This window comes from Hafnia alvei, from assembly GCF_900095695.1.
GTDB classification, from domain to species: domain Bacteria; phylum Pseudomonadota; class Gammaproteobacteria; order Enterobacterales; family Enterobacteriaceae; genus Hafnia; species Hafnia alvei_B.
In genome coordinates, this window is record NZ_FMIQ01000028.1 from 1 (window position 1) to 18,432 (window position 18,432).

Consider the following 18,432-nt stretch of genomic DNA (forward strand, 5'->3'; position numbering starts at 1 on the left):
TTAAATGAGCGGCGTTACCGCATGGCGGTCTATGCCCAAAATAATTCAGGTGATTTGAAAGTATGACGGGGCTAAATCAGCTATTTTCCTGCCCATAATAGGCCGTTGCGCCGTGCTTTCGCAGGTAGTGTTTATCCAGCAAAGCGCGCTGCATAGCGTCAATCTCAGGCATCAGTTGGCGGGAGAAAATGCCCATGTAAGCGCACTCCTCCAGCACCACGGCATTATGCACGGCATCTGCGGCGTCGCGGCCCCACGCAAAGGGACCATGTGAATGCACTAATACGGCGGGAACCTGCATTGGGTCAATATCGCGCTGGGCGAAGGTTTCAATAATCACTTCACCGGTTTGATGCTCATAGTCGCCTTCAATTTCATCTTTATTCATTAGGCGCGTGCACGGAATGGTGCCATAAAAGTAGTCTGCATGCGTGGTGCCCCAAGCGGGTAGATCAAGACCGGCCTGTGACCAAATGGTGGCATGGCGCGAATGGGTATGAACGATGCCGCCAATGTGCGGGAAAGCCCGATACAGCGCCAAATGGGTGGCGGTATCCGACGACGGTTTTTTATTTCCCTCCACCACATGGCCGCTGGCTAAATCCACCACCACCATATCTGCCGCCTGCATTCCGTCATATTCAACGCCCGAAGGCTTAATCACGACTCGCCCAGATTCACGATCGATCGCACTCACATTGCCCCAGGTAAATGTGACTAAATGATGCTTGGGCAGAGCCAGATTGGCGTCTAAGACCTGCTGTTTTAATTGCTCTAACATACCAAACCTCCTTCCATCATCTTCGACTCGATCCACTGCCGCGCCTTAATGATTTCCAGCACGGGTTCCGGTGATTTTTCCGTCCACATTTCAATCAAGAATGAGCCGCGATAGTTCAGCCGTTTCAGCGTTTGGAACACGCCGACGAAATCGACGCAGCCATCGCCGAATGGCACATCGCGAAACTGCCCTTGGCTGGTTGCCGTTACCGGATAGGTGTCTTTCAAATGAATCGCCGCAATGCTATCGATACCCAGTTCCAGCTCGGCAGACACATCATTGCCCCACGCGCTCAGATTTCCCACGTCGGGATAAACGCTAAACCACGGCGACGAAAGCAGCCGATCCCACTTTTTCCACTTGGTAATGGAGTTCATGAATTCGGTATCCATAATCTCAACGGCCAGCATCACCTGCGCACCTGCGGCCTGCTCCACCGCCCACGCCAGACCCTCGGTAAAACGCCGCTGAGTGCCCTCATCTTGCTCTTCGTAATACACGTCGTAGCCCGCAAGCTGAATCGTTCTGATGCCTATGTCGCGCGCCAGATGAATCGCTTTCGTCATAATGCTGCGCGCCTGCTGGCGCACATTTTCGTCATGGCTGCCAAATGGAAAACGCCGATGCGCCGATAGGCACATAGAAGGAATAGAGATCCCACTTTCCAGCATCGCCCCCACCAGCGAGGTCCGCTGAGCAACGCTCCAGTCTAAACGGCTAATTCTTTCGTCCGTTTCATCCACCGACATTTCAACGAAGTCGAACCCACAGCTTTTCGCCAGCGCTAAGCGCTCTGGCCAGCTTAAGGTTTTTGGCAGGGCTTTTTCATAAATGCCAAGTGGATGACGTCGTTTGATGATGTTCATCGTGACGCCCCCCAAATTTCATCGATCTGCTGATGAAACGCCTGTGCAACCTCTTGCGGATGTTCAGCTTCCGACAATGCACGGCCGGCAATAAACGCTCTGACGGAGATATCTTTAAACAGCGCGAGATCCTGTGGCGTGATCCCACCAGTGATCGACAGCTCCAACCCCAGATCGGAAAGCTGTTTCATACGATCAAGATCCTGCTGGCTCCAAGATTGCCCGCTAGCCTGAGCATCGCGCCCACGATGATAAATCGCCTGACGCACTCCGGCGGCTCGCCAGGCTTTCGCATCGTCGAGCGTCCAATTGCCAAATAGCTCAATTTGAATTTCACCGCCGCGAGACTGAGCCACCTGATGCGCTTTTATCACCGTCGCCAACGGCGCCGCACAAATCACCGTCATCCAGTTTGCTCCGGCGTCGAAGGCCTCGGTTGCCAAGGTTTCTCCAGCATCGGCAACCTTGAGATCGGCGACAATAATGCTATCAGGACACATCTGACGCACTGCCCGCACGGCCTGCAATCCTTCACTGATACATAGGATCGTACCGGCTTCGATAATATCCACGTGGTTTCTTAGCGCACTCACGCTTTGCAAAGCCTGATTCAGGCTCGTGTGATCCAGCGCGAGCTGAAGCAAAGGTCGGTTCATAATGGATAGCTCCTCAAGACTTGGCTAACGATGAGCAGCGCACGTGATAGCCATGCAATGCTTCAATCAAATATTGGTAACGGGTAAATTTATGCTGATAGGCGCACCACACCGCGCTATCGGGTTCAATGCGTTGAATCGCATGGCTAAGCTGGCTTTGCGCCTGTTTCACGTTGGAGTACACACCGCTGCCCACCAGCGCCACCAAGGCCGCGCCCAAACAGCCCGTTTCTTCAACCTGTGGTAATTCAACGGGCAAGCCGCTGACATCAGCCAGCATTTGCATCCAGACTTTCGAGCGCGCCGGCCCGCCGGTAACGCGCAGATTGCGTACCTGAGTAAAACGTTCACGCATGCGATTGAGATGGGTCATGTGGCTAAACACCACGCCTTCGTAAACCGCCTGTAAAAGATGCTCGCGCCGATGTAGCGATTGCAGACCATAAAAACCGGCGGTCATATCCAAACCGGCATTGCTGCCATACAAAAACGGCAAAAACATCACGTCGCTGCCGGCCTTCGGTAAGGCACCTACCGACTGGTTAATTTCATCAAAACTGATACCGCCGCACTGTTGGGTCAGCCATTCCAAATTGGCGGAAGAGGTCGGGCTGGCTTCATGCACGATATAATTATTCTCATCGTCACCCGGCGTATTGGCATAACGCCCATAGACGTAGGGGTAGGATTCGTTCGAAGAGATGCTCTTGGCAACGCCGCTGGTCACCGCCCAAGTTCCCATCACCGCATTCAGCGTGAATTCATCCTGAAGGCCCGCGCAGATCGCGGTGGACACCACATCAAACAGCCCTCCCACCACGGGCGTGCCAGCGCGCAGCCCCGTGGCCTCAGCCACCTCGCGTGTTACTTTTCCGCATATTTCAGTAGAGCCCACAATCGGTGGCAGAGCAGAAGAAACCTCAGGTATTCCAAGCCACTGCGTTAACTGGGGGTCATATTCGCCCTGCATCATGTTGTAGAGATTGGATTCAGAAATATTCGTCTCTTCGCAACCGCGTTCTCCCGTCAGGCAGAAACGCAGATAGTCATGCGCCATCATCACTGAGCCAATTTTCTGATAACGTTCTGGCTGATGCTGTTTAACCCAGCGCAGTAAAGAAACAGGATGGCCGGTCCACAGGGTTTGCCGTGTAAGCGGATAGAGCATTTCAGGCAGCCCATCGCGCTGCCACTGCGACACCACGTCAGTGGCTCGCCGATCCGATGACAGCATGGTATTGCCCAGCGGCCTGTTTTCTTTATCTAAGAGAAACAGTCCCTTGCCTTGAGCCGATATTCCGATAGCCTGCACCTGCTGACCATTTACACCGCTTTGGCGCAGCAGCATGGCGATAGTTTCTATGCAGGCTTTCCATAGCAGAGACATATCACGTTCGGCCCAGCCCGGATGCTCACTTATCACCGGCAGTGCTTGGCGGCTAATGCATAATTCCGCGCCCTGCCTATCGTATAGACCGGCCTTGAGATAGGTACCGCCACAGTCGATACCCAGCCAATATTCCGTGGATGTCGCACTCATAGTCATTCCTGTTATTTGCATTGATTGCCCCACCAGTCCCCCTCCCAACCTCCCCTTGTCAGTGGGAGGAGCCGATCGAGATCTTCACAAACTCCCCTGAACGGCTCCCTCCCCTGCGAAGGGGAGGGTTAGGGTGGGGTCTATTTACGCCGCCGTGCATTTGCCTTCTGGCAATTGCGCACCAGACTGCGTTGGTACATCACATTTCGCAGGCAGCAACAGCGCCAGCAGCGCAGCTATCGCCAGCGACAGGGCAAGGCAATAAACACCGGCATCTTTGTTGTAATAAGTAATCAGCAACCCAACCGCATACGGCCCGCAAAATCCGCCAAGGTTACCGAGCGCGTTAATCACCCCACGCGCCCCTCCCGCCATTTCTGCGCTAAATAACTTGGCTGGAATGGTCCAAAATACGCCCGCAGCCGACTGCAGAAATACGCCGCAGCCCACCAGCATCGCGTACGACCACCACACATGGTTTTTCAACGTCACAGACAGGAACATGCACGCGGCGAAACCCAGCAGCGGTAAGAACACGAACAGCTTGCGTTTACCGGTGCGGTCAGAGAGTGAAGAGAAGAGGAACATGCCTGCCATCGCACCGACATAAGGGAGAATGGCCAACATGCCCACCTGCCCCATCGAGGTATGGGTCAGCTCTTTGAGGATGGTCGGCAGCCACAGGGTGTAGCCGTAAATACCGGTTTGATAAAAGAAGTTCAGCGCGATCAGCTGCCACATGGTTTTATCGGACAGCACCGCGCTCAGAGAGGCGTTTTTCACCTCTTTTCCAGCAATCGCGCGCTGCTCTTCGACTAAGGTGGCGATCAGCCAGCTTTTCTCTTTTTCCGAAATCCAGCGCGCCTCTTGTGGTCGGTCACACACCGCCATAACCCACAGAACCAGCACCGCTACCGACATCAAACCTTCAATGATAAATAGCCAGCGCCAGTCAAGCGCGGTGATAATCCAGCCCGAAAGCGGTGCCGTGATAATGCCGGCAATCGGCACAAACATAATCACAATCGCATTAGCGCGCCCGCGTTCAGCGTCGGGAAACCAGTTGCTGATCATCGTGAGCACAACGGGCAGCATTCCCCCTTCCGCCACGCCGAGAGCAAAGCGCAGAAACAGGAGTTGGTAATGATTCGTCACTAAGCCGGTTAAAATAGAAATAACCACCCACGCGACCAGTGACCAGCCAATGAATTTTTTCCCGCTGCCGTGCACGGCAATTTTTCCACCGGGAACTTGCAGGAATAAATAACCAATAAAGAAAATGCCACCAGCTAATCCTGCCATAGATGCCGTAATACCGAGATCCGCATCCATGCCTCCAGGCATCGCGAAAGCGATATTCACCCTATCCATATAAGAAATAATGCAGGCAATTAAGATCGGAGGAATTATTCTTAGCCATCGCTGGCGTGGAATATCATTCGGTATATTATTTTTATGTAGAGTATCAGAGTTAGAGTTCATAACTTCACGCCTTAATCATTATTGATACGGCCCGTACATTAGGATGCACAGATTTCCCCATTGATATGGGTTTATTTGGTGAAGACTTAATGCATTTAATCCATTAAATAATTTAAAGTATTACTGCTAATTTCGTGTCGCGATATTTAAAGCATTAATTCCATCGCGCAATATATCAATACGATGTGCAACGCTAGCTTTAGGATCAATTTCTAATAATTTAATTCCAGCAAAACTTAATGATTCCAAAGGCGCTAGCTTAAACATTTCGGACGCCAGCTCTACGGTCATTAAACTTTCAGCACAGTTAACCCGAGCGCTTGCGAACGGTGCAAAAGGCGCGTGTAAATCTTGCCAATCACCGTACGCGCCACCCGTCGATGTACCAGAAAACATCAATGCCTTAAGCACTCCGGCCTGCTGGCTTTGTTGCAGATGCTGTAAGGGCAATGTCGTGTTGCGTCCTTCAATCGCTGAACGAGCCCAGTTAATGGCTATTCCAACGTCTTGTTCCAGCGCTTGTATCGCCGCAATTTCCTGCTCTAAAGGCAAAAAGCCTTTGCGTGAATCAGGTTTATTCATTGCGTCGCAGTGTTCAATCACCAGCTCGCACGGCCAGTCCCAGCGCGCAATCTGCTGCATTGACTCAGCAAAACATTCTGCCGCCAGCGCAACATCATCAGAACCAGCCAATGGCGCAGATTGAATCTCCAAGGCGAGGATTTTCTTCATACCAAAGCGATCGTTGGCACGGTTAATTTTATTCAAAATATGGCGATAGTATTCAACGCAGGCCAAGCGCTGCGCTTTGTCTGCCGAAGCCAAGCCAAAGCCTCCGTGCCCTGCACGACGGCGCATCGTTTCCATAACGGCGGTGACTACAATCTGCCAGTCCGCAGGGATCTGTTGAAATAAATAGTCACAGCCGTAAGGATGAAGATTTTCCAGACAAGGCTGTTCAATCCCGCGTATTCCTTCAACGTCCGCAAGGCCACGCCAGAACGCCGTCTCTTGATCGCGATCGCGTTGATGAAATGAAGGTGCGCAGGGGTACGCTCCGACAATAAAGCCGTGATTATAATTCATTGAAAATTATCCCTTGGTGGTGGAAATAATTAATGCTTTAAATAAGCTCGCTCAGCGCGACTTTTACGACAACTTTACGAATTGGCGTCGCTTTATTTTTTATACATCCGGGACGATGAACGTCTTGTGGGAAGAAAATGGCATAGCTTCCCTCGGTCATCGTTAATTCTGATTCATCATTTACGTCGTGATAAAAAATAATATCTCGCTCAGCTAATAATGATTCAGAGATTTTATTATTTCCGCGATCCGCTGCGACACAGATAATCTCTTCACCCTTGGCTAAAAATTGAATATCAATATAGCGACGATGAACTTCTGGGCGATTATCTTTTTTAGGCCGCGTTGTCATATCAATAATCTGCGCATAAATATTACGCCCATCAATTTCGACTTCTCCAACCTTTTGCTGGCTGAAGTCCGTGGTACGTAAAAAGTTGAGTGCTCTTTGGATTGCCGTTGGCAACTCACAGGGATTTTCATTGCTAATATGGCCGAATATCATGATATTGCGTCCTTAGAGTGCCTGAATTTTTGCCCATACGCTGTCATCAATGGTGATGCCATTGCGGCGGTTTTCGGCCAGTAGCTGGGTAAACTCATGGCCCGGCAAGCGGATCGCCACCTCAGGATTAGCGCGCTCCGCCCCTTTCACGTAATCCATAATGCGCTGTAGCTTGGCATCGCGAGTCGCACCTTCAATTAAACGATCGACCTCAATGGCGATAAAAATTTGTGAAATGCCATATTCGTCAGAGTTGTCCTCTGTAACTTCAGCCACCGATGCACCATCAGACAACAGCGTCGCAATCATATCCAACACGATAGATAACCCAGATCCCTTCCAGTATCCCATCGGTAAAATGCGGCGATTTTTCTCTATCACGCCCGGCTCACGGGTGAGATTGCCCTCGTCATCGAAGCCACCGTCAACGGGCAGTTCGCGCCCTGCTAAACGGTTCACTTCCAACATGCCGTAAGAGAACATCGACATTGACATATCCACCATGGTGATCGGATTTCCCGGGATCGCCACGATCAACGGATTCGTGCCAATACGACATTCTTTCGCTCCCCACGGCGGCATAACGGCAATCGAATTCGTCCAGCAAATGCCAATATAACCTTTCTCAGCGGCCTGCCATCCGTAGCTTCCGCCGCGCATCCAGTGGTTGGCATTGCGCACCGCAATTAAGCCAATGCCGTGGTCTGAGGCCAAAGACATCGCACGATCCATCATTTTTTTCGCGGTGAGATTGCCGATAGAACGCTGTGCATCCCATTGCTCAATCGCCCCCAATGCCAGAACACGCTTTGCCTGCGCGTCAGGGATGATATCCCCCGCCTCAAGCTGTTGAATAAAGCGAGGAAAACGGTTCACCCCGTGAGAATAGACGCCAGATTCCGTGGTTTGGGCAAACATCGTTGCGCACTCGCTGGCGGTTTCAGCCTGAACGCCACGCGCCAATAGCACCCGTTCAAACTCCTGTTTTAACTGGTCAAAACTCACTCGCATAGCGCTCTCCTCGTGATTCAAACAATCTATTTGTTGGTTTTTAAATCTTTAAATTTCACTATGTGAAATCAGATTCCAAAAAATAATACCGCTCAAATTTTAACAAGTCAAAGCACTGCCGTTTTTTAAAAACCATATAAATCAATTAGTTGTTTTTTATCATTCAAGAACGTGACGTAAAACACACTTCGGGTAGGGGGAAAATTGGAAGGGAAATAATGCAAAGGAATAACAAAAAATGGCGATAAATTGAGTTAACATCACTGCAGTGTGATTTGACTGGAAAGATTAAAGGCGAATGAAAACAAAAGAGAAAGCAACCGAGATCGAGCCAAGCAAAGAAAAACCGGCTGGAAGCCAAAGCCTTTTTCGCGGGCTACAGCTGATAGAGATCCTGAGCAACTATCCCAACGGATGTCCGTTGGCGCACCTTTCTGAGCTAGCGCAATTAAATAAAAGCACCGTGCACCGCCTATTACAGGGTTTGCAATCCTGCGGCTATGTCACTCCGGCACCGGCGGCAGGCAGCTATCGTTTAACCACTAAGTTTATTGCCGTTGGGCAAAAAGCATTATCTTCGTTGAACATCATCCATGTGGCAGCCCCTCACTTAGAAGCGCTGAATATTGCCACCGGAGAAACCATTAACTTCTCCAGCCGCGAAGACGATCACGCCATCTTGATTTATAAATTAGAACCAACGACCGGCATGCTGCGAACGCGAGCCTACATCGGCCAGCACATGCCTCTGTACTGTTCGGCGATGGGGAAAATCTACATGGCCTATGGTCATCACGACTATGTAGAGCCTTATTGGAAGAACCACCAAGATGAGATCCAGCCGCTTACGCGCAATACCATCATTCAGCTAGATCAGATGTACCAAGAGTTAGAGCAGATCCGCCAGCAGGGAATGGCGATGGACCGAGAGGAAAATGAGCTGGGCGTATCCTGTATTGCGGTGCCGGTCTTTGATATTCATCACCGCGTGAGTTATTCGGTCTCCATCTCCCTTTCAACCGCCAAACTGGGCATGATTGGTGAGCAGAATCTGTTAAAACCACTCAAAGAGACCGCAGCGGCGATATCGCGCGAGCTGGGTCTCAATACCTACGAATAAACCGCTATTTTGCCTACCGTTGCCGCCTAGGCGGTAACGCCTTCACTGGCCACCCGCGTCATTAATTCATCAAACATCTGCATAACGTTCAATAACTGCTGGCGCTGATCGTGATGCAGCTTTTGATAACGGCGCTCTACCGGCACCTGACTGATTACCTCTGACGCCGCGTAGTGCTCAATTTCGAGCCACCACTGGCCTTGTTCCACACGCAGATTAAGATGGCGAAAATGCAAATCATCCAGAGCAGCAAAAATATGCGGATAGCAATTCAACACCGCTAACAAACGTTGGCTATCGTCGTTTTTATCTTTGCAGCGGAACCGCACGCCGCCGCGCCCTAAAATATTGCCATTACGCGCCCTTAACCTGACGGGCTGCTGCAATCCGGTCGTTCCCTGAAGATGGAAATGGCTACACACCACAAATGAGCGAAATAACGCCGTCGCCTTTTCACGCACTTCGATCGTTAATCCCTGTGGCAAAGTGACCGTTAAACTACACGGCGATGTGCGCTCGCAGGCATAAGGACGAAAATCACGCGCCACCAGATTTAACATCTGCCCAGGTCGATACCCCACAGGTTCACGCGACGTCATCAACCAATGCCACGCCCGACTTAGTAAAGGAACTGCGCTGTTCACCACTCACTCTCCATCGACAAGATTCATATTGTTGCGTTAGCCAAGCGCGGCCAACAGGCGGCGTAATATACACAATCCGCAGACTGATGCAAAAGCACTCATAGGGATGAGGTTTAGAGAGTTGGGGGAGAGGTATTGTGAGGTGAGATTACTATTTATTTACATATTTGCAACTTAATCATAATTCAAATCATGCACACGCTACCGATAAGGCCGCGTATGCATGGTTATGTCACTTGTTCAGGAAAATATTATCTCTATGAAACTCAAGATAAATACTTTGCTTATGATTGAAGGAGCCAACATTTTGTTCGCTGATATTTTTCAATCCTAGCTTGTTAAGCTCATCCTCAGACAGATTTGGTGATACTAAGACCTCGCCAGAGTCCGCAAAGCTGATAAGACCTTTATCAAATAACCAATCAATATGGGGGGCAAGCAATAAACCATTATTTCCATCGAGTCTTTCATTGCCACTTTCACAGCAGCGCCACGGTTTTATATGACTTGCAATCAGGAGGCTAGGGGTATCAATTTGAGTGATACGGCACGATGGCTCAACTTCCTGTAGATTACGTCGAAAATCGCCTTGGCCTCGTCTGGCTTTGATCAGTTGCTCTTTAATGGTGTCGTTTAGATCAACATCAGCAATAACTTGTTTTTCAACTTCATCATCGAGTTTTTTTCTCAGATCCGTCGGCTCAGCATCGATATCTTTAACCACCAAATGCTCTATGGTTTGGCCTGCGTTCACAACAATATTAAAAACATCCTCACCGACTTCCGTTAGATAAATATGCTGATATCCATGAGCATTATCGAGCCGTATGGGGGAATAGATATTTGCTTTTGATAAATGCGGACGAAGGTCATCAAGAATATCGAATGGACTTACAGGGTTGGAGAATTTCTGCCAATCGACAGGGAGTAACCAGCCATCATTACCCCAAAGTTTACCCGCAGCCCCGAATTCTGGCTTTGACGCACTAATGGCAAAATCAGTCACTACGCCAACATAGGCAACTTTTTTATTCGCATAAGAAAGCACCTTATCGCCCGGTGCCGCAATACAGAGATTGTCGTAATAGCGATTTTTAATATTCCCCTTTTTGGTCTTCGGAGACCACAGAAAACCGCCATTGACCTCATGCTTAACTGTTTGCTTATGGTTAACCCACCAATATCTCATCGCAGCCTCAAAGATGTCTTAATGATTTTTTATCTATCAATTAAAACAATCTAAAGAATAAGTTAATGGCTAACAATGATATTAGATAACTCACTAATAGCTAAATTTTTGCGAGGACGATTCCAATACCCGCTACAACTTAGATGTAAATGTGCTTGGCCGCTTTTCTCCCGTCAAACTCAACGATATAGTCCTCATCGCTGCAATTTTACAGACGAAAATTGCAACCGGAATTGGCGTTCCGAAAATATCATGATAACAACCAGAGGCTTAAAACCGCTGGATTACCCATTTTAATCATGAGAAAACACGATGACCAACTACACCTCCACCCCAGCCAGCTCTATCACCATCTTCCGTGAACTTGTCTCCGAACTTGATAGCCAGCAGTTAAGTGATATTCAACACATTGATTTATCCGCAGTCGCAGAGGAAACCATCGAAGGGTTATGTCACGGGTTGATGTTTATCAGCGAGGCTTTTGCCAGCGATAACACATTTCCAAATGAAAGCCTTAAGCAGGTCGGTGCATTTCTTAGCGCCGCAGCGCATCTGATCCCTGCATTGACCGTGCTTGGTGAATATCCACCAAGCGCGTACTGAGTCCTGAGTCGCTATAAACAACAACCCCAACATCAAACTCATTCAATGTTGGGGTCGTAGATAAGACTTAGATTTAGATAAAGGGGAGTTAAGCCGCCACACCTTGCACCGTCACGCGATCCATCATTTTTTGGAACATCTGCATCACGTCCAACATCAGATGACGCTGCGCGTAAGGTAAACGTTGATAGCCGCTGCATATCGGACGCGGGCCCACCAATTCGGTTGCGGCAAACAGCTCAATTTCAAGCTGCCACTGCCCTGCTTCAGAACGCAGATTCAAGCGGCGGAAATTAAGGCAATCCAACGCATCGGTAATCTCAGGATAGCAGTCCAGCACGGCCATCAAACGGCGGCTATCGTCATTGCTGGTTTTGGCACTAAAGCGGGTATCCCCACGGCCAAGAATATCGGTATTTTTGCCATGAATGTGGATCGGTTGCTGCAAGCCCGTCTCACCGCGCAGATGGAAATGACAGGTCACGCTATAGCTTCTGAAGCTGGTCACAACACGTTCTTCCACTTCCACTTCCAACCCTTGCGGACACACAACGTGGAGCACGCGATCGGACAGACGTTTGCATTCAAATGGCTGTAGGTTTTTTTCAACCAGATGCAACACTCTCCCTGGCTGATAACCGATAGGTTCACGCTGGCCGCTCAACCAACGCCATAAATTATTCACGACTTGAACTTCACTGTTCATATCATTATCTCCCGTGCTCACAAAAATGAATCAAAACCAAACTTTGGCTGCTGTTGTTACGTTTTTATCCTGCTGTTAGGCCATTCGCTACAGCGCTATTAAGTTTGGATAAATCGTCATTGGCGTACTCTACCTCTCTCGAACTTCTCTCTTCTTTACTCTGATTTTAGAGTGAGTGAGCCCACATAAATTTCGCATATAAATGCAATTGATTTATGTTTGAGTGAATAACTGAGTGAGTAATTACGACCCTGTTATTCATAAATGCCAGCTTGCCGCGACAAATACAACAGAGATAATCATCTTTAATAGTGAGGTTATTGTCAGAAGTAATAGTAATAATTTCAGTGACTAATATAGTTAGGCAGAAATAAAGCTATTTTATTCATTTTTATATCGGCTATTTTTGCTGATAAAATCACGCTATCGGTACACGGCTAAAACGAAATAAATCGCTACGCGAACAATAGGATACTTACCCATGGATACCGGCTGGTTAGAAGACTTTTTAGCATTGGCTGAATTGCGTAATTTTTCGCGAGCAGCTCAGTTACGCAACATCACTCAGCCCGCTTTTGGTCGCCATATACGCGCATTGGAAGAAAGTATCGGTCAGAAATTAGTCGACAGAAGTTCATCACCGGTAACGCTCACGCCTGCCGGATATCAGTTTCGTTTAATTGCTCACAGCATGGTGAATCAGCTTAAAGAAGGTATTCAGAAGATAAATGGCTTACCGTCCGAGATGATTAATCCCGTTCGTTTTAGCGCCCCGCATTCTCTTTCATCTCCTTTTTTGCTCGATTTAATTGACCGCATCGACCCCGCAACGCCATTTTCCGTTGATATCCTGCGTGTAGATTTTGCCGTTGAATCGTTAATTGAAGGCGCCAGCGATTTTCTTTTAGCCTTTGATACCCACGCTTTACTTCAGCCCCCTTTCACCAATTTACTCTTGGGGAAAGGTAATCTTCTGCTGGTCAGCGCAGCCGATAAGCAAGGCCAGCCATTATTTACCCCCGACGAAAACCACCAGCAGCCGGTGCCCTATTTACGTTATTCGCCAGACTCTTACAGCGCGAGAATGGTGGAGCGGCTCATGCCGCAGCAGCCTTTTGCCTGTCAGCCGGTGTTTGAATCTTCGCTGTGTGATTTGCATCGGCAAATGGCCTTACGCGCTAAGGGATTGGCTTGGTTACCGGATTGTCAGATTGAAAACGAACTGGCAGAGGGGAAGCTGGTTGCCGTCAACCGCAGCCGCTGGCACATTCCCTATCAAATTCGCCTGTATCGCAACCAAGCGCAGCTTCACCAGCGCGCGGAAACATTCTGGCATTGCCTATCTCAGCAGATAGCGCAGGGCGTCTCTTATTGGCCACCGGCGCAAAACTAGACGTCTCACACGAAATCACTCACCACTCACATAGTGCCTAAACGTACCCGCCAATGCCGGAATAGCATTTCACCCCTCAGGCCGCTTTATTTATGATGGCGTTTTCTTTGTTATCAATGAGCGCCGTTAATGATGCAGGATACGCAAACGATTACGTTGCCAGAGTTTTTCGCCACATTCCCTAAAGCGGATCTCCATTACCATCTGCTTGGCGGAGTTCGTCTCACCACCATGCTAGCACTGGCGCAGAAATACGAAGTGCCCCTCACCGAATCCGAAGCCAAAAGCTACTATCGCCGTTATCAACATGAGACCAGCGTGGTGAAAGGCGGGATTGCGGCGCTTAACTTTTTGTATCCGCTGATGCGCAGCGCCGAAGATTACTACCGCGTGACCTATGAAGTGGCGCAAGACGCCGCAGCAACCGGTATTCGTCATCTGGAGCTGTTTTGGAATCCCTCTGACACCGAACTCACCTATGCCGAAGTCACAGAGGCCATGAGCAGCGCAATGGCGAAAGCGGCTGAAGAATGGGATATTCGTGCGCTCTTTATTCCCTCGATCAACCGCGAAAAATCCCCCGAAGAAGCCGTGGCGATGGTGGATGCCGTGCTGAATTATCCGCACCCTTTAGTGCCCGGGATTGGCATTGACTACAAAGAGAATGACGCCCCTATCGAGCATTTTTGGAAAGCCTATCGCAAAGCAAAACTCGGTGGATTACGCCTCACAGGGCACTGTTCAGAGTTTGGTTTGCATTGGCGTAACGTAGAGACGGGCTTAGATTTGATTCACCTAGAGCGCATCGATCACGGCTATACCGTATTGGATAACCTTGAGCTTACCGCACGCTGCGCCCGCGAAGGCACTCCTTTTACCGTGGTGCCCAGCAATACCTACTATCTCAAAAAATGGCCGGATGCAGACCAGTGGCGTAAACACCATCCCATCCGCCAAATGGCGCAAGCGGGCATGAATATCATCCCAGCCACCGACGACTGGCACATGCACAACACCAACGGCGCCGAATGCTATCGCGTTATGGTGGAAGAATTCGGCTTCGATCTTGATGGCGTACGCCAACTGATGCTCAACGGTATCAATGCCTGCTGGCAGCCAGAGGAAATCAAACGACAATGGCGACAGGCGTGGGTCGCTGAGTTTGACCGTCTACGCAGCAAACTGGCGCACGAACCGCAGATCGAGCCGGCTCAGCATATTTCCTATCATCGTTCCCCAACGGCATAGCATCGAGAACCCCATGTTGACCTTAACTCTTGGCGTAATAATTCTGCTGTTAACCATCATCCTGCTAATCAAAAAGCAGGACACCCGCACCGTTCTGCTGTTTTCCGGCATGTTGATGTGCCTGATCTCATTAGAGCCGATGGCCGCGATGAACAGCTTTGCGGAAAAGATGGTGTCTGAAGGGCTGATCCAAGCCATTCTGTCAGCCATTGGATTTGCGACCGTGATGAAATTTACCGGCTGCGATCGCCATTTAGTCCGCCTATTAAGCGCCCCGCTTAAACACGTTGGGCTGTTTCTCATTCCTGGCACTATTTTGCTCACCACCTTCGTGCAGTTAGCTCTGCCAAGCGCGGCAGGTGCTGCGGCAGCCGCGGGGATAACCATGATCCCTTTACAGCTAGCTGCGGGGATCCATCCGGTCATGGCGGCGGCATCGGTATTAGCCGGAACCTTCGGTGCCAGTTTGCTCAATCCAGGTAGCCCACACATGGCGCTGGTGGCAAAAATCGTGGGGGGCGACGTTATGACGATCATCGGCGACCGCGTGATGACCGTCGTGTGGCTAGGTCTTATCATCATGATTGGCATGACAATAACCGCCGTGCTGCGCAAAGAACACAAAGGCTATCATTCACGCCTTGACGCTGAAGATCCACAAGAAGGTCCGATCAATATTTTGGCCGCGCTGATGCCGCTGGTGCCTATTGCGCTGCTGATGCTGGGTGCATTTGGCGGCGTAAGCTGGTTAAAAATGGGCGTTCCTCAAGCCGTTATGTGGGGCGTTCTTGCCACTCTCGCCGTTACCCGCACCCATCCTGGCAAGGTGGTTCCCGCCTTCTTTGACGGAATGGGCAAAGCCTACAGCGACGTATTCGGCATTATCATCTGCGCCGGTGTGTTTGTGGCGGGGTTAACTTCGGTCGGACTTATCGATGCGGCGAAAAGCGCGCTGATTGATTTTCCTGAAGCCGCCCGCTTTGGCGGTACCGTGGGACCATTCTTGATGGCCATCGTGATTGGTTCTGGCGACGCAACCGCCTATGCGTTCAATGAAGCCATCACGCCGCATGCCGCTGAATTTGGTATGAACCCCACGAATCTTGGAACTGCTGCCGCATTTGCCAGTTACTTAGGTCGTACGGCCTCCCCGCTTTCGGCTGCGGCCATTGTGGTTGCGGGTATGGCCGGTGTTTCTCCTATCGACCTGATTAAGCGTACCGCTCCCGTTATGCTGATTGGTTTAATTCTGCTGATTGTGCTTATTTAACAGGCGTAGAAATACCCCGACAGAAAATATATTTTGATTTATAAAAGAGTCCGATAAATATCGGACTCTTTTACTCTTTATTCTATTAGCTGTTTTTATTCGTTATTTACACGGGTCGTTTAGATAACGTTCAAACTCACTCCGCTATAATAATCGGCGTTATAAATTGAATATCTACGTTATCTACACCAACCTAAGGAAATAGCATGGACAACGACAGACCGAGATCGCGTGTTTTTCTCAGCTGATCGCATGATGTGATAATGTCCCCCCTTCACATCCTGCATAGACAAAGGATGTGGTGCTATTCTCCGTTATACCCTTCGGCCTTCAAGATACAGGGGTATAGAACGCCACCGCAGTTTCATTGTTAAGGCTTACGCCATTTTGCGTAAACAGCCTCACTGAATTAACACGCCTCATCTCAAAATCACGTAGTTATTAATCAGATTTAATTCTGATGAATGGCTGCTATTTATTTTTCTGCTTATTCGCAACGGAAATAACGTCCTTCATCATTTATTGCGCCAGATATTGCGACAAAATTAATGATGACGAAAGTTCCGTGGTATAGCCACGGGCAAAATATGCCTATTTTCGTTACTAAAAAGCAGAGCCCAATTCCTGAGGCTTATTACATGAACTTCACTCTGCATTACGAAACATTTTCTATTTTACTGGTCGCATTTTTACTCGGCGCCATCATTGGCTACGAGCGTCAATATCGCCAGCGTACGGCTGGATTGCGCACCAACACGCTGGTTGCCACCAGCGCCGCTATTTTTGTTCATTTGGCGATGAGTATCGATACGCCTAGCGGTGCTGTACGGGTGATCTCTTATGTCGTTTCCGGCGTCGGCTTTCTCGGCGCGGGAACCATCATGAAGGAAGGATTAAACATCCGCGGGCTTAATACCGCGGCAACGCTGTGGGGCTCCGCCGCCGTAGGTGCCTGCGCGGGTGCGGGAATGATTGCCGATGCCTGTATGGCGACGTTTTTTGTCGTTGCCTCCAATACCTTACTGCGTCCAATGGTCAACATTATCAACCGCCAACCGCTTATCGACGAACGTGGTGATGCCACTTACGAGATTTGCGTCATCACGTTAGAAAACGATCAGCGCGAGGCGCTGACGCTGGTGAAACAAACGTTGAAAGCGGAAAACTGCTTTATGTCACACCTCGACGTTGAGCCTTTCGGTGACGATGACGTGGAGATTACCGTATCGCTGATCCCAGCATCGGTTTCCGCCGACGATTTGGATAATCTGGTCAATGTGCTGCTCGATGAAAGCCTCGTCAAACAGGCCTACTACAGCCGAATCGGTGGTAGCTCGAGCTAGAGTGGGAATGATGAGGGCATCACTGCAACTCGACGCTAAGTGGTATAGGATGAAATATCGGTGCTTATCCTATACCCAATAACGAGCGAGCGACTATGAATAACAATCACAGCTCTATCCCACTACAGCGCATCACGTCCCGTATTAAAGACGTTGGCGGGATCCCCGTTTCGCGCGCCATTCCGGTTAAAGAACGTCGTTTGATTGGCGCATGGTGCTTTCTCGATCATGCGGGTCCATCGGTGCTTAAACACGACAGCGGTGGATTCCGTGTGGCTCCTCACCCGCATACCTGTTTGCAGACGTTCACATGGATGCTAGAGGGCGAGGTTTTACATCGCGACAGCCTTGGCTACGAGCAAATCATCCGTCCTGGTCAGGTGAATTTAATGACGGCCGGACACGGCATTGCCCATACCGAGGAGTCAGTGCCGGGCTTCCCACGCCTCCACGCGGCCCAATTATGGATAGCCTTACCCGAAGCCGTTAAAGATATGCCGCCGCGTTTTGATCACTATCCAACGCTGCCCGTTTGGGATGCTGATGGCATCCGCCACACGCTTCTGGCCGGAGATTACGCCAGCTACCATGCGCCAACCCTGTGTTTCTCCGATTTACTCGGTGTCGATCTCTATACGCCCGATGGCTCAAATACCCAGTTAACGCTGCAGCCAGATTTTGAATATGGTCTGTTTGTGTTGGAAGGTGAGATTAATATTGAAGGCGAACGCTTTGCTGAAAATGAGCTGGCCTATATTGGCACGCAAAATACGCAGCTCAACGTCACGCTGGCACCAAAAACACGGGTGTTATTCCTCGGCGGTGAGCCTTTAGGTGAGCAGGTGCTGATGTGGTGGAATTTCGTGGGCCGCAGCAAAGAAGAATTGCGCCAATCCATTGCCGACTGGAACCAAGACACGGGCCGTTTTGGCACCGTACACGGCTTTAACGGCGAACGCACACCGTCGCCAGAAATGCCATAAGCGTGT

General features: G+C 49.8%; 18 protein-coding genes. 7 read left to right on the forward strand and 11 right to left on the reverse strand.

Annotation, left to right across the window (positions count from 1 at the left end):
* Nucleotides 1–76: 76 nt before the first annotated feature.
* The 8 genes from araD to yiaK all read right to left on the reverse strand — a co-directional run bounded on the left by araD (nucleotide 77) and on the right by yiaK (nucleotide 7,927).
* Nucleotides 77–781: an L-ribulose-5-phosphate 4-epimerase gene (araD, locus tag BN1044_RS08015; RefSeq protein ID WP_072308240.1), complete on the reverse strand. Its 705-nt coding sequence runs from the start codon at nucleotides 779–781 to the stop codon at nucleotides 77–79.
* On the reverse strand, nucleotides 775–1,647 hold the full coding sequence (locus BN1044_RS08020; protein WP_072308241.1) for an L-ribulose-5-phosphate 3-epimerase: 873 nt from the start codon (nucleotides 1,645–1,647) through the stop codon (nucleotides 775–777). Before BN1044_RS08020 ends, araD begins: the two co-directional genes overlap by 7 nt.
* On the reverse strand, nucleotides 1,644–2,303 hold the full coding sequence (gene ulaD / locus BN1044_RS08025; protein WP_072308242.1) for a 3-keto-L-gulonate-6-phosphate decarboxylase UlaD: 660 nt from the start codon (nucleotides 2,301–2,303) through the stop codon (nucleotides 1,644–1,646). Before ulaD ends, BN1044_RS08020 begins: the two co-directional genes overlap by 4 nt.
* Nucleotides 2,304–2,316: 13 nt before the next feature.
* Nucleotides 2,317–3,843 (reverse strand): FGGY-family carbohydrate kinase, encoded by a 1,527-nt coding sequence (locus BN1044_RS08030; protein WP_072308243.1) that lies wholly within the window; start codon nucleotides 3,841–3,843, stop codon nucleotides 2,317–2,319.
* 144 nt (nucleotides 3,844–3,987) lie between these two features.
* Complete coding sequence (locus BN1044_RS08035; protein ID WP_072308244.1) at nucleotides 3,988–5,325, reverse strand: MFS transporter; 1,338 nt, start codon at nucleotides 5,323–5,325, stop codon at nucleotides 3,988–3,990.
* Between the two features lie 126 nt (nucleotides 5,326–5,451).
* Nucleotides 5,452–6,411 carry a DUF4862 family protein gene (locus BN1044_RS08040; RefSeq protein WP_072308245.1) on the reverse strand — a complete coding sequence of 320 codons (960 nt, stop codon included), beginning with the start codon at nucleotides 6,409–6,411 and terminating at the stop codon, nucleotides 5,452–5,454.
* 37 nt (nucleotides 6,412–6,448) lie between these two features.
* A complete protein-coding gene (locus tag BN1044_RS08045; protein ID WP_072308246.1) occupies nucleotides 6,449–6,916 on the reverse strand; it encodes a NanQ anomerase/TabA/YiaL family protein in 468 nt (155 codons plus the stop codon).
* Nucleotides 6,917–6,928: 12 nt separating this feature from the next.
* Nucleotides 6,929–7,927 (reverse strand): 3-dehydro-L-gulonate 2-dehydrogenase, encoded by a 999-nt coding sequence (yiaK, locus tag BN1044_RS08050; protein ID WP_040046074.1) that lies wholly within the window; start codon nucleotides 7,925–7,927, stop codon nucleotides 6,929–6,931.
* A 298-nt stretch (nucleotides 7,928–8,225) separates the two neighbouring features.
* Between yiaK and BN1044_RS08055 the strand changes: the two genes are divergently transcribed.
* The gene (locus BN1044_RS08055) at nucleotides 8,226–9,047 is read left to right on the forward strand and encodes an IclR family transcriptional regulator (protein ID WP_072308247.1); all 822 of its coding nucleotides are present in this window, start codon (nucleotides 8,226–8,228) and stop codon (nucleotides 9,045–9,047) included.
* A gap of 26 nt (nucleotides 9,048–9,073) precedes the next feature.
* Here BN1044_RS08055 and BN1044_RS08060 read toward each other — a convergent pair whose 3' ends face one another.
* On the reverse strand, nucleotides 9,074–9,694 hold the full coding sequence (locus BN1044_RS08060) for a DUF3156 family protein (RefSeq protein WP_254663923.1): 621 nt from the start codon (nucleotides 9,692–9,694) through the stop codon (nucleotides 9,074–9,076).
* Between the two features lie 229 nt (nucleotides 9,695–9,923).
* A complete protein-coding gene (locus tag BN1044_RS08065; protein WP_072308248.1) occupies nucleotides 9,924–10,880 on the reverse strand; it encodes an HNH endonuclease in 957 nt (318 codons plus the stop codon).
* A 312-nt stretch (nucleotides 10,881–11,192) separates the two neighbouring features.
* Between BN1044_RS08065 and BN1044_RS08070 the strand changes: the two genes are divergently transcribed.
* Nucleotides 11,193–11,483, forward strand: coding sequence for a hypothetical protein (locus BN1044_RS08070; RefSeq protein WP_072308249.1), 291 nt, complete (start codon nucleotides 11,193–11,195; stop codon nucleotides 11,481–11,483).
* An 88-nt stretch (nucleotides 11,484–11,571) separates the two neighbouring features.
* Here BN1044_RS08070 and BN1044_RS08075 read toward each other — a convergent pair whose 3' ends face one another.
* Nucleotides 11,572–12,189 carry a DUF3156 family protein gene (locus BN1044_RS08075; RefSeq protein WP_072308250.1) on the reverse strand — a complete coding sequence of 206 codons (618 nt, stop codon included), beginning with the start codon at nucleotides 12,187–12,189 and terminating at the stop codon, nucleotides 11,572–11,574.
* A gap of 481 nt (nucleotides 12,190–12,670) precedes the next feature.
* Between BN1044_RS08075 and BN1044_RS08080 the strand changes: the two genes are divergently transcribed.
* The 5 genes from BN1044_RS08080 (at nucleotide 12,671) to BN1044_RS08100 (ending at nucleotide 18,426) form a co-directional block, all read left to right on the forward strand.
* Nucleotides 12,671–13,582 carry a LysR family transcriptional regulator gene (locus BN1044_RS08080; protein WP_072308251.1) on the forward strand — a complete coding sequence of 304 codons (912 nt, stop codon included), beginning with the start codon at nucleotides 12,671–12,673 and terminating at the stop codon, nucleotides 13,580–13,582.
* A 129-nt stretch (nucleotides 13,583–13,711) separates the two neighbouring features.
* Nucleotides 13,712–14,830, forward strand: coding sequence for an adenosine deaminase family protein (locus BN1044_RS08085; RefSeq protein WP_175421595.1), 1,119 nt, complete (start codon nucleotides 13,712–13,714; stop codon nucleotides 14,828–14,830).
* Nucleotides 14,831–14,843: 13 nt separating this feature from the next.
* Nucleotides 14,844–16,100 (forward strand): C4-dicarboxylate transporter DcuC, encoded by a 1,257-nt coding sequence (gene dcuC / locus BN1044_RS08090; RefSeq protein WP_040046081.1) that lies wholly within the window; start codon nucleotides 14,844–14,846, stop codon nucleotides 16,098–16,100.
* Between the two features lie 548 nt (nucleotides 16,101–16,648).
* Nucleotides 16,649–17,443, forward strand: coding sequence for an MgtC/SapB family protein (locus BN1044_RS08095; RefSeq protein WP_247650279.1), 795 nt, complete (start codon nucleotides 16,649–16,651; stop codon nucleotides 17,441–17,443).
* A gap of 95 nt (nucleotides 17,444–17,538) precedes the next feature.
* Nucleotides 17,539–18,426, forward strand: a complete 888-nt coding sequence (locus BN1044_RS08100; protein ID WP_072308252.1) for a pirin family protein — start codon at nucleotides 17,539–17,541, stop codon at nucleotides 18,424–18,426.
* The last annotated feature ends 6 nt before the right edge of the window (nucleotides 18,427–18,432 follow it).

What these genes read in the sequence shown, in the direction of transcription:
- BN1044_RS08085 (WP_175421595.1), top strand. Translation starts at nt 13,712, where the DNA reads ATGATGCAGGATACGCAAACGATTACGTTGCCAGAGTTTTTCGCCACA.
- ulaD (WP_072308242.1), bottom strand. Translation starts at nt 2,303, where the DNA reads ATGAACCGACCTTTGCTTCAGCTCGCGCTGGATCACACGAGCCTGAAT.
- BN1044_RS08095 (WP_247650279.1), top strand. Translation starts at nt 16,649, where the DNA reads ATGATGACGAAAGTTCCGTGGTATAGCCACGGGCAAAATATGCCTATT.
- BN1044_RS08045 (WP_072308246.1), bottom strand. Translation starts at nt 6,916, where the DNA reads ATGATATTCGGCCATATTAGCAATGAAAATCCCTGTGAGTTGCCAACG.
- yiaK (WP_040046074.1), bottom strand. Translation starts at nt 7,927, where the DNA reads ATGCGAGTGAGTTTTGACCAGTTAAAACAGGAGTTTGAACGGGTGCTA.
- BN1044_RS08030 (WP_072308243.1), bottom strand. Translation starts at nt 3,843, where the DNA reads ATGAGTGCGACATCCACGGAATATTGGCTGGGTATCGACTGTGGCGGT.
- araD (WP_072308240.1), bottom strand. Translation starts at nt 781, where the DNA reads ATGTTAGAGCAATTAAAACAGCAGGTCTTAGACGCCAATCTGGCTCTG.
- BN1044_RS08055 (WP_072308247.1), top strand. Translation starts at nt 8,226, where the DNA reads ATGAAAACAAAAGAGAAAGCAACCGAGATCGAGCCAAGCAAAGAAAAA.
- dcuC (WP_040046081.1), top strand. Translation starts at nt 14,844, where the DNA reads ATGTTGACCTTAACTCTTGGCGTAATAATTCTGCTGTTAACCATCATC.
- BN1044_RS08020 (WP_072308241.1), bottom strand. Translation starts at nt 1,647, where the DNA reads ATGAACATCATCAAACGACGTCATCCACTTGGCATTTATGAAAAAGCC.
- BN1044_RS08080 (WP_072308251.1), top strand. Translation starts at nt 12,671, where the DNA reads ATGGATACCGGCTGGTTAGAAGACTTTTTAGCATTGGCTGAATTGCGT.
- BN1044_RS08100 (WP_072308252.1), top strand. Translation starts at nt 17,539, where the DNA reads ATGAATAACAATCACAGCTCTATCCCACTACAGCGCATCACGTCCCGT.
- BN1044_RS08075 (WP_072308250.1), bottom strand. Translation starts at nt 12,189, where the DNA reads ATGAACAGTGAAGTTCAAGTCGTGAATAATTTATGGCGTTGGTTGAGC.
- BN1044_RS08040 (WP_072308245.1), bottom strand. Translation starts at nt 6,411, where the DNA reads ATGAATTATAATCACGGCTTTATTGTCGGAGCGTACCCCTGCGCACCT.
- BN1044_RS08035 (WP_072308244.1), bottom strand. Translation starts at nt 5,325, where the DNA reads ATGAACTCTAACTCTGATACTCTACATAAAAATAATATACCGAATGAT.
- BN1044_RS08065 (WP_072308248.1), bottom strand. Translation starts at nt 10,880, where the DNA reads ATGAGATATTGGTGGGTTAACCATAAGCAAACAGTTAAGCATGAGGTC.
- BN1044_RS08070 (WP_072308249.1), top strand. Translation starts at nt 11,193, where the DNA reads ATGACCAACTACACCTCCACCCCAGCCAGCTCTATCACCATCTTCCGT.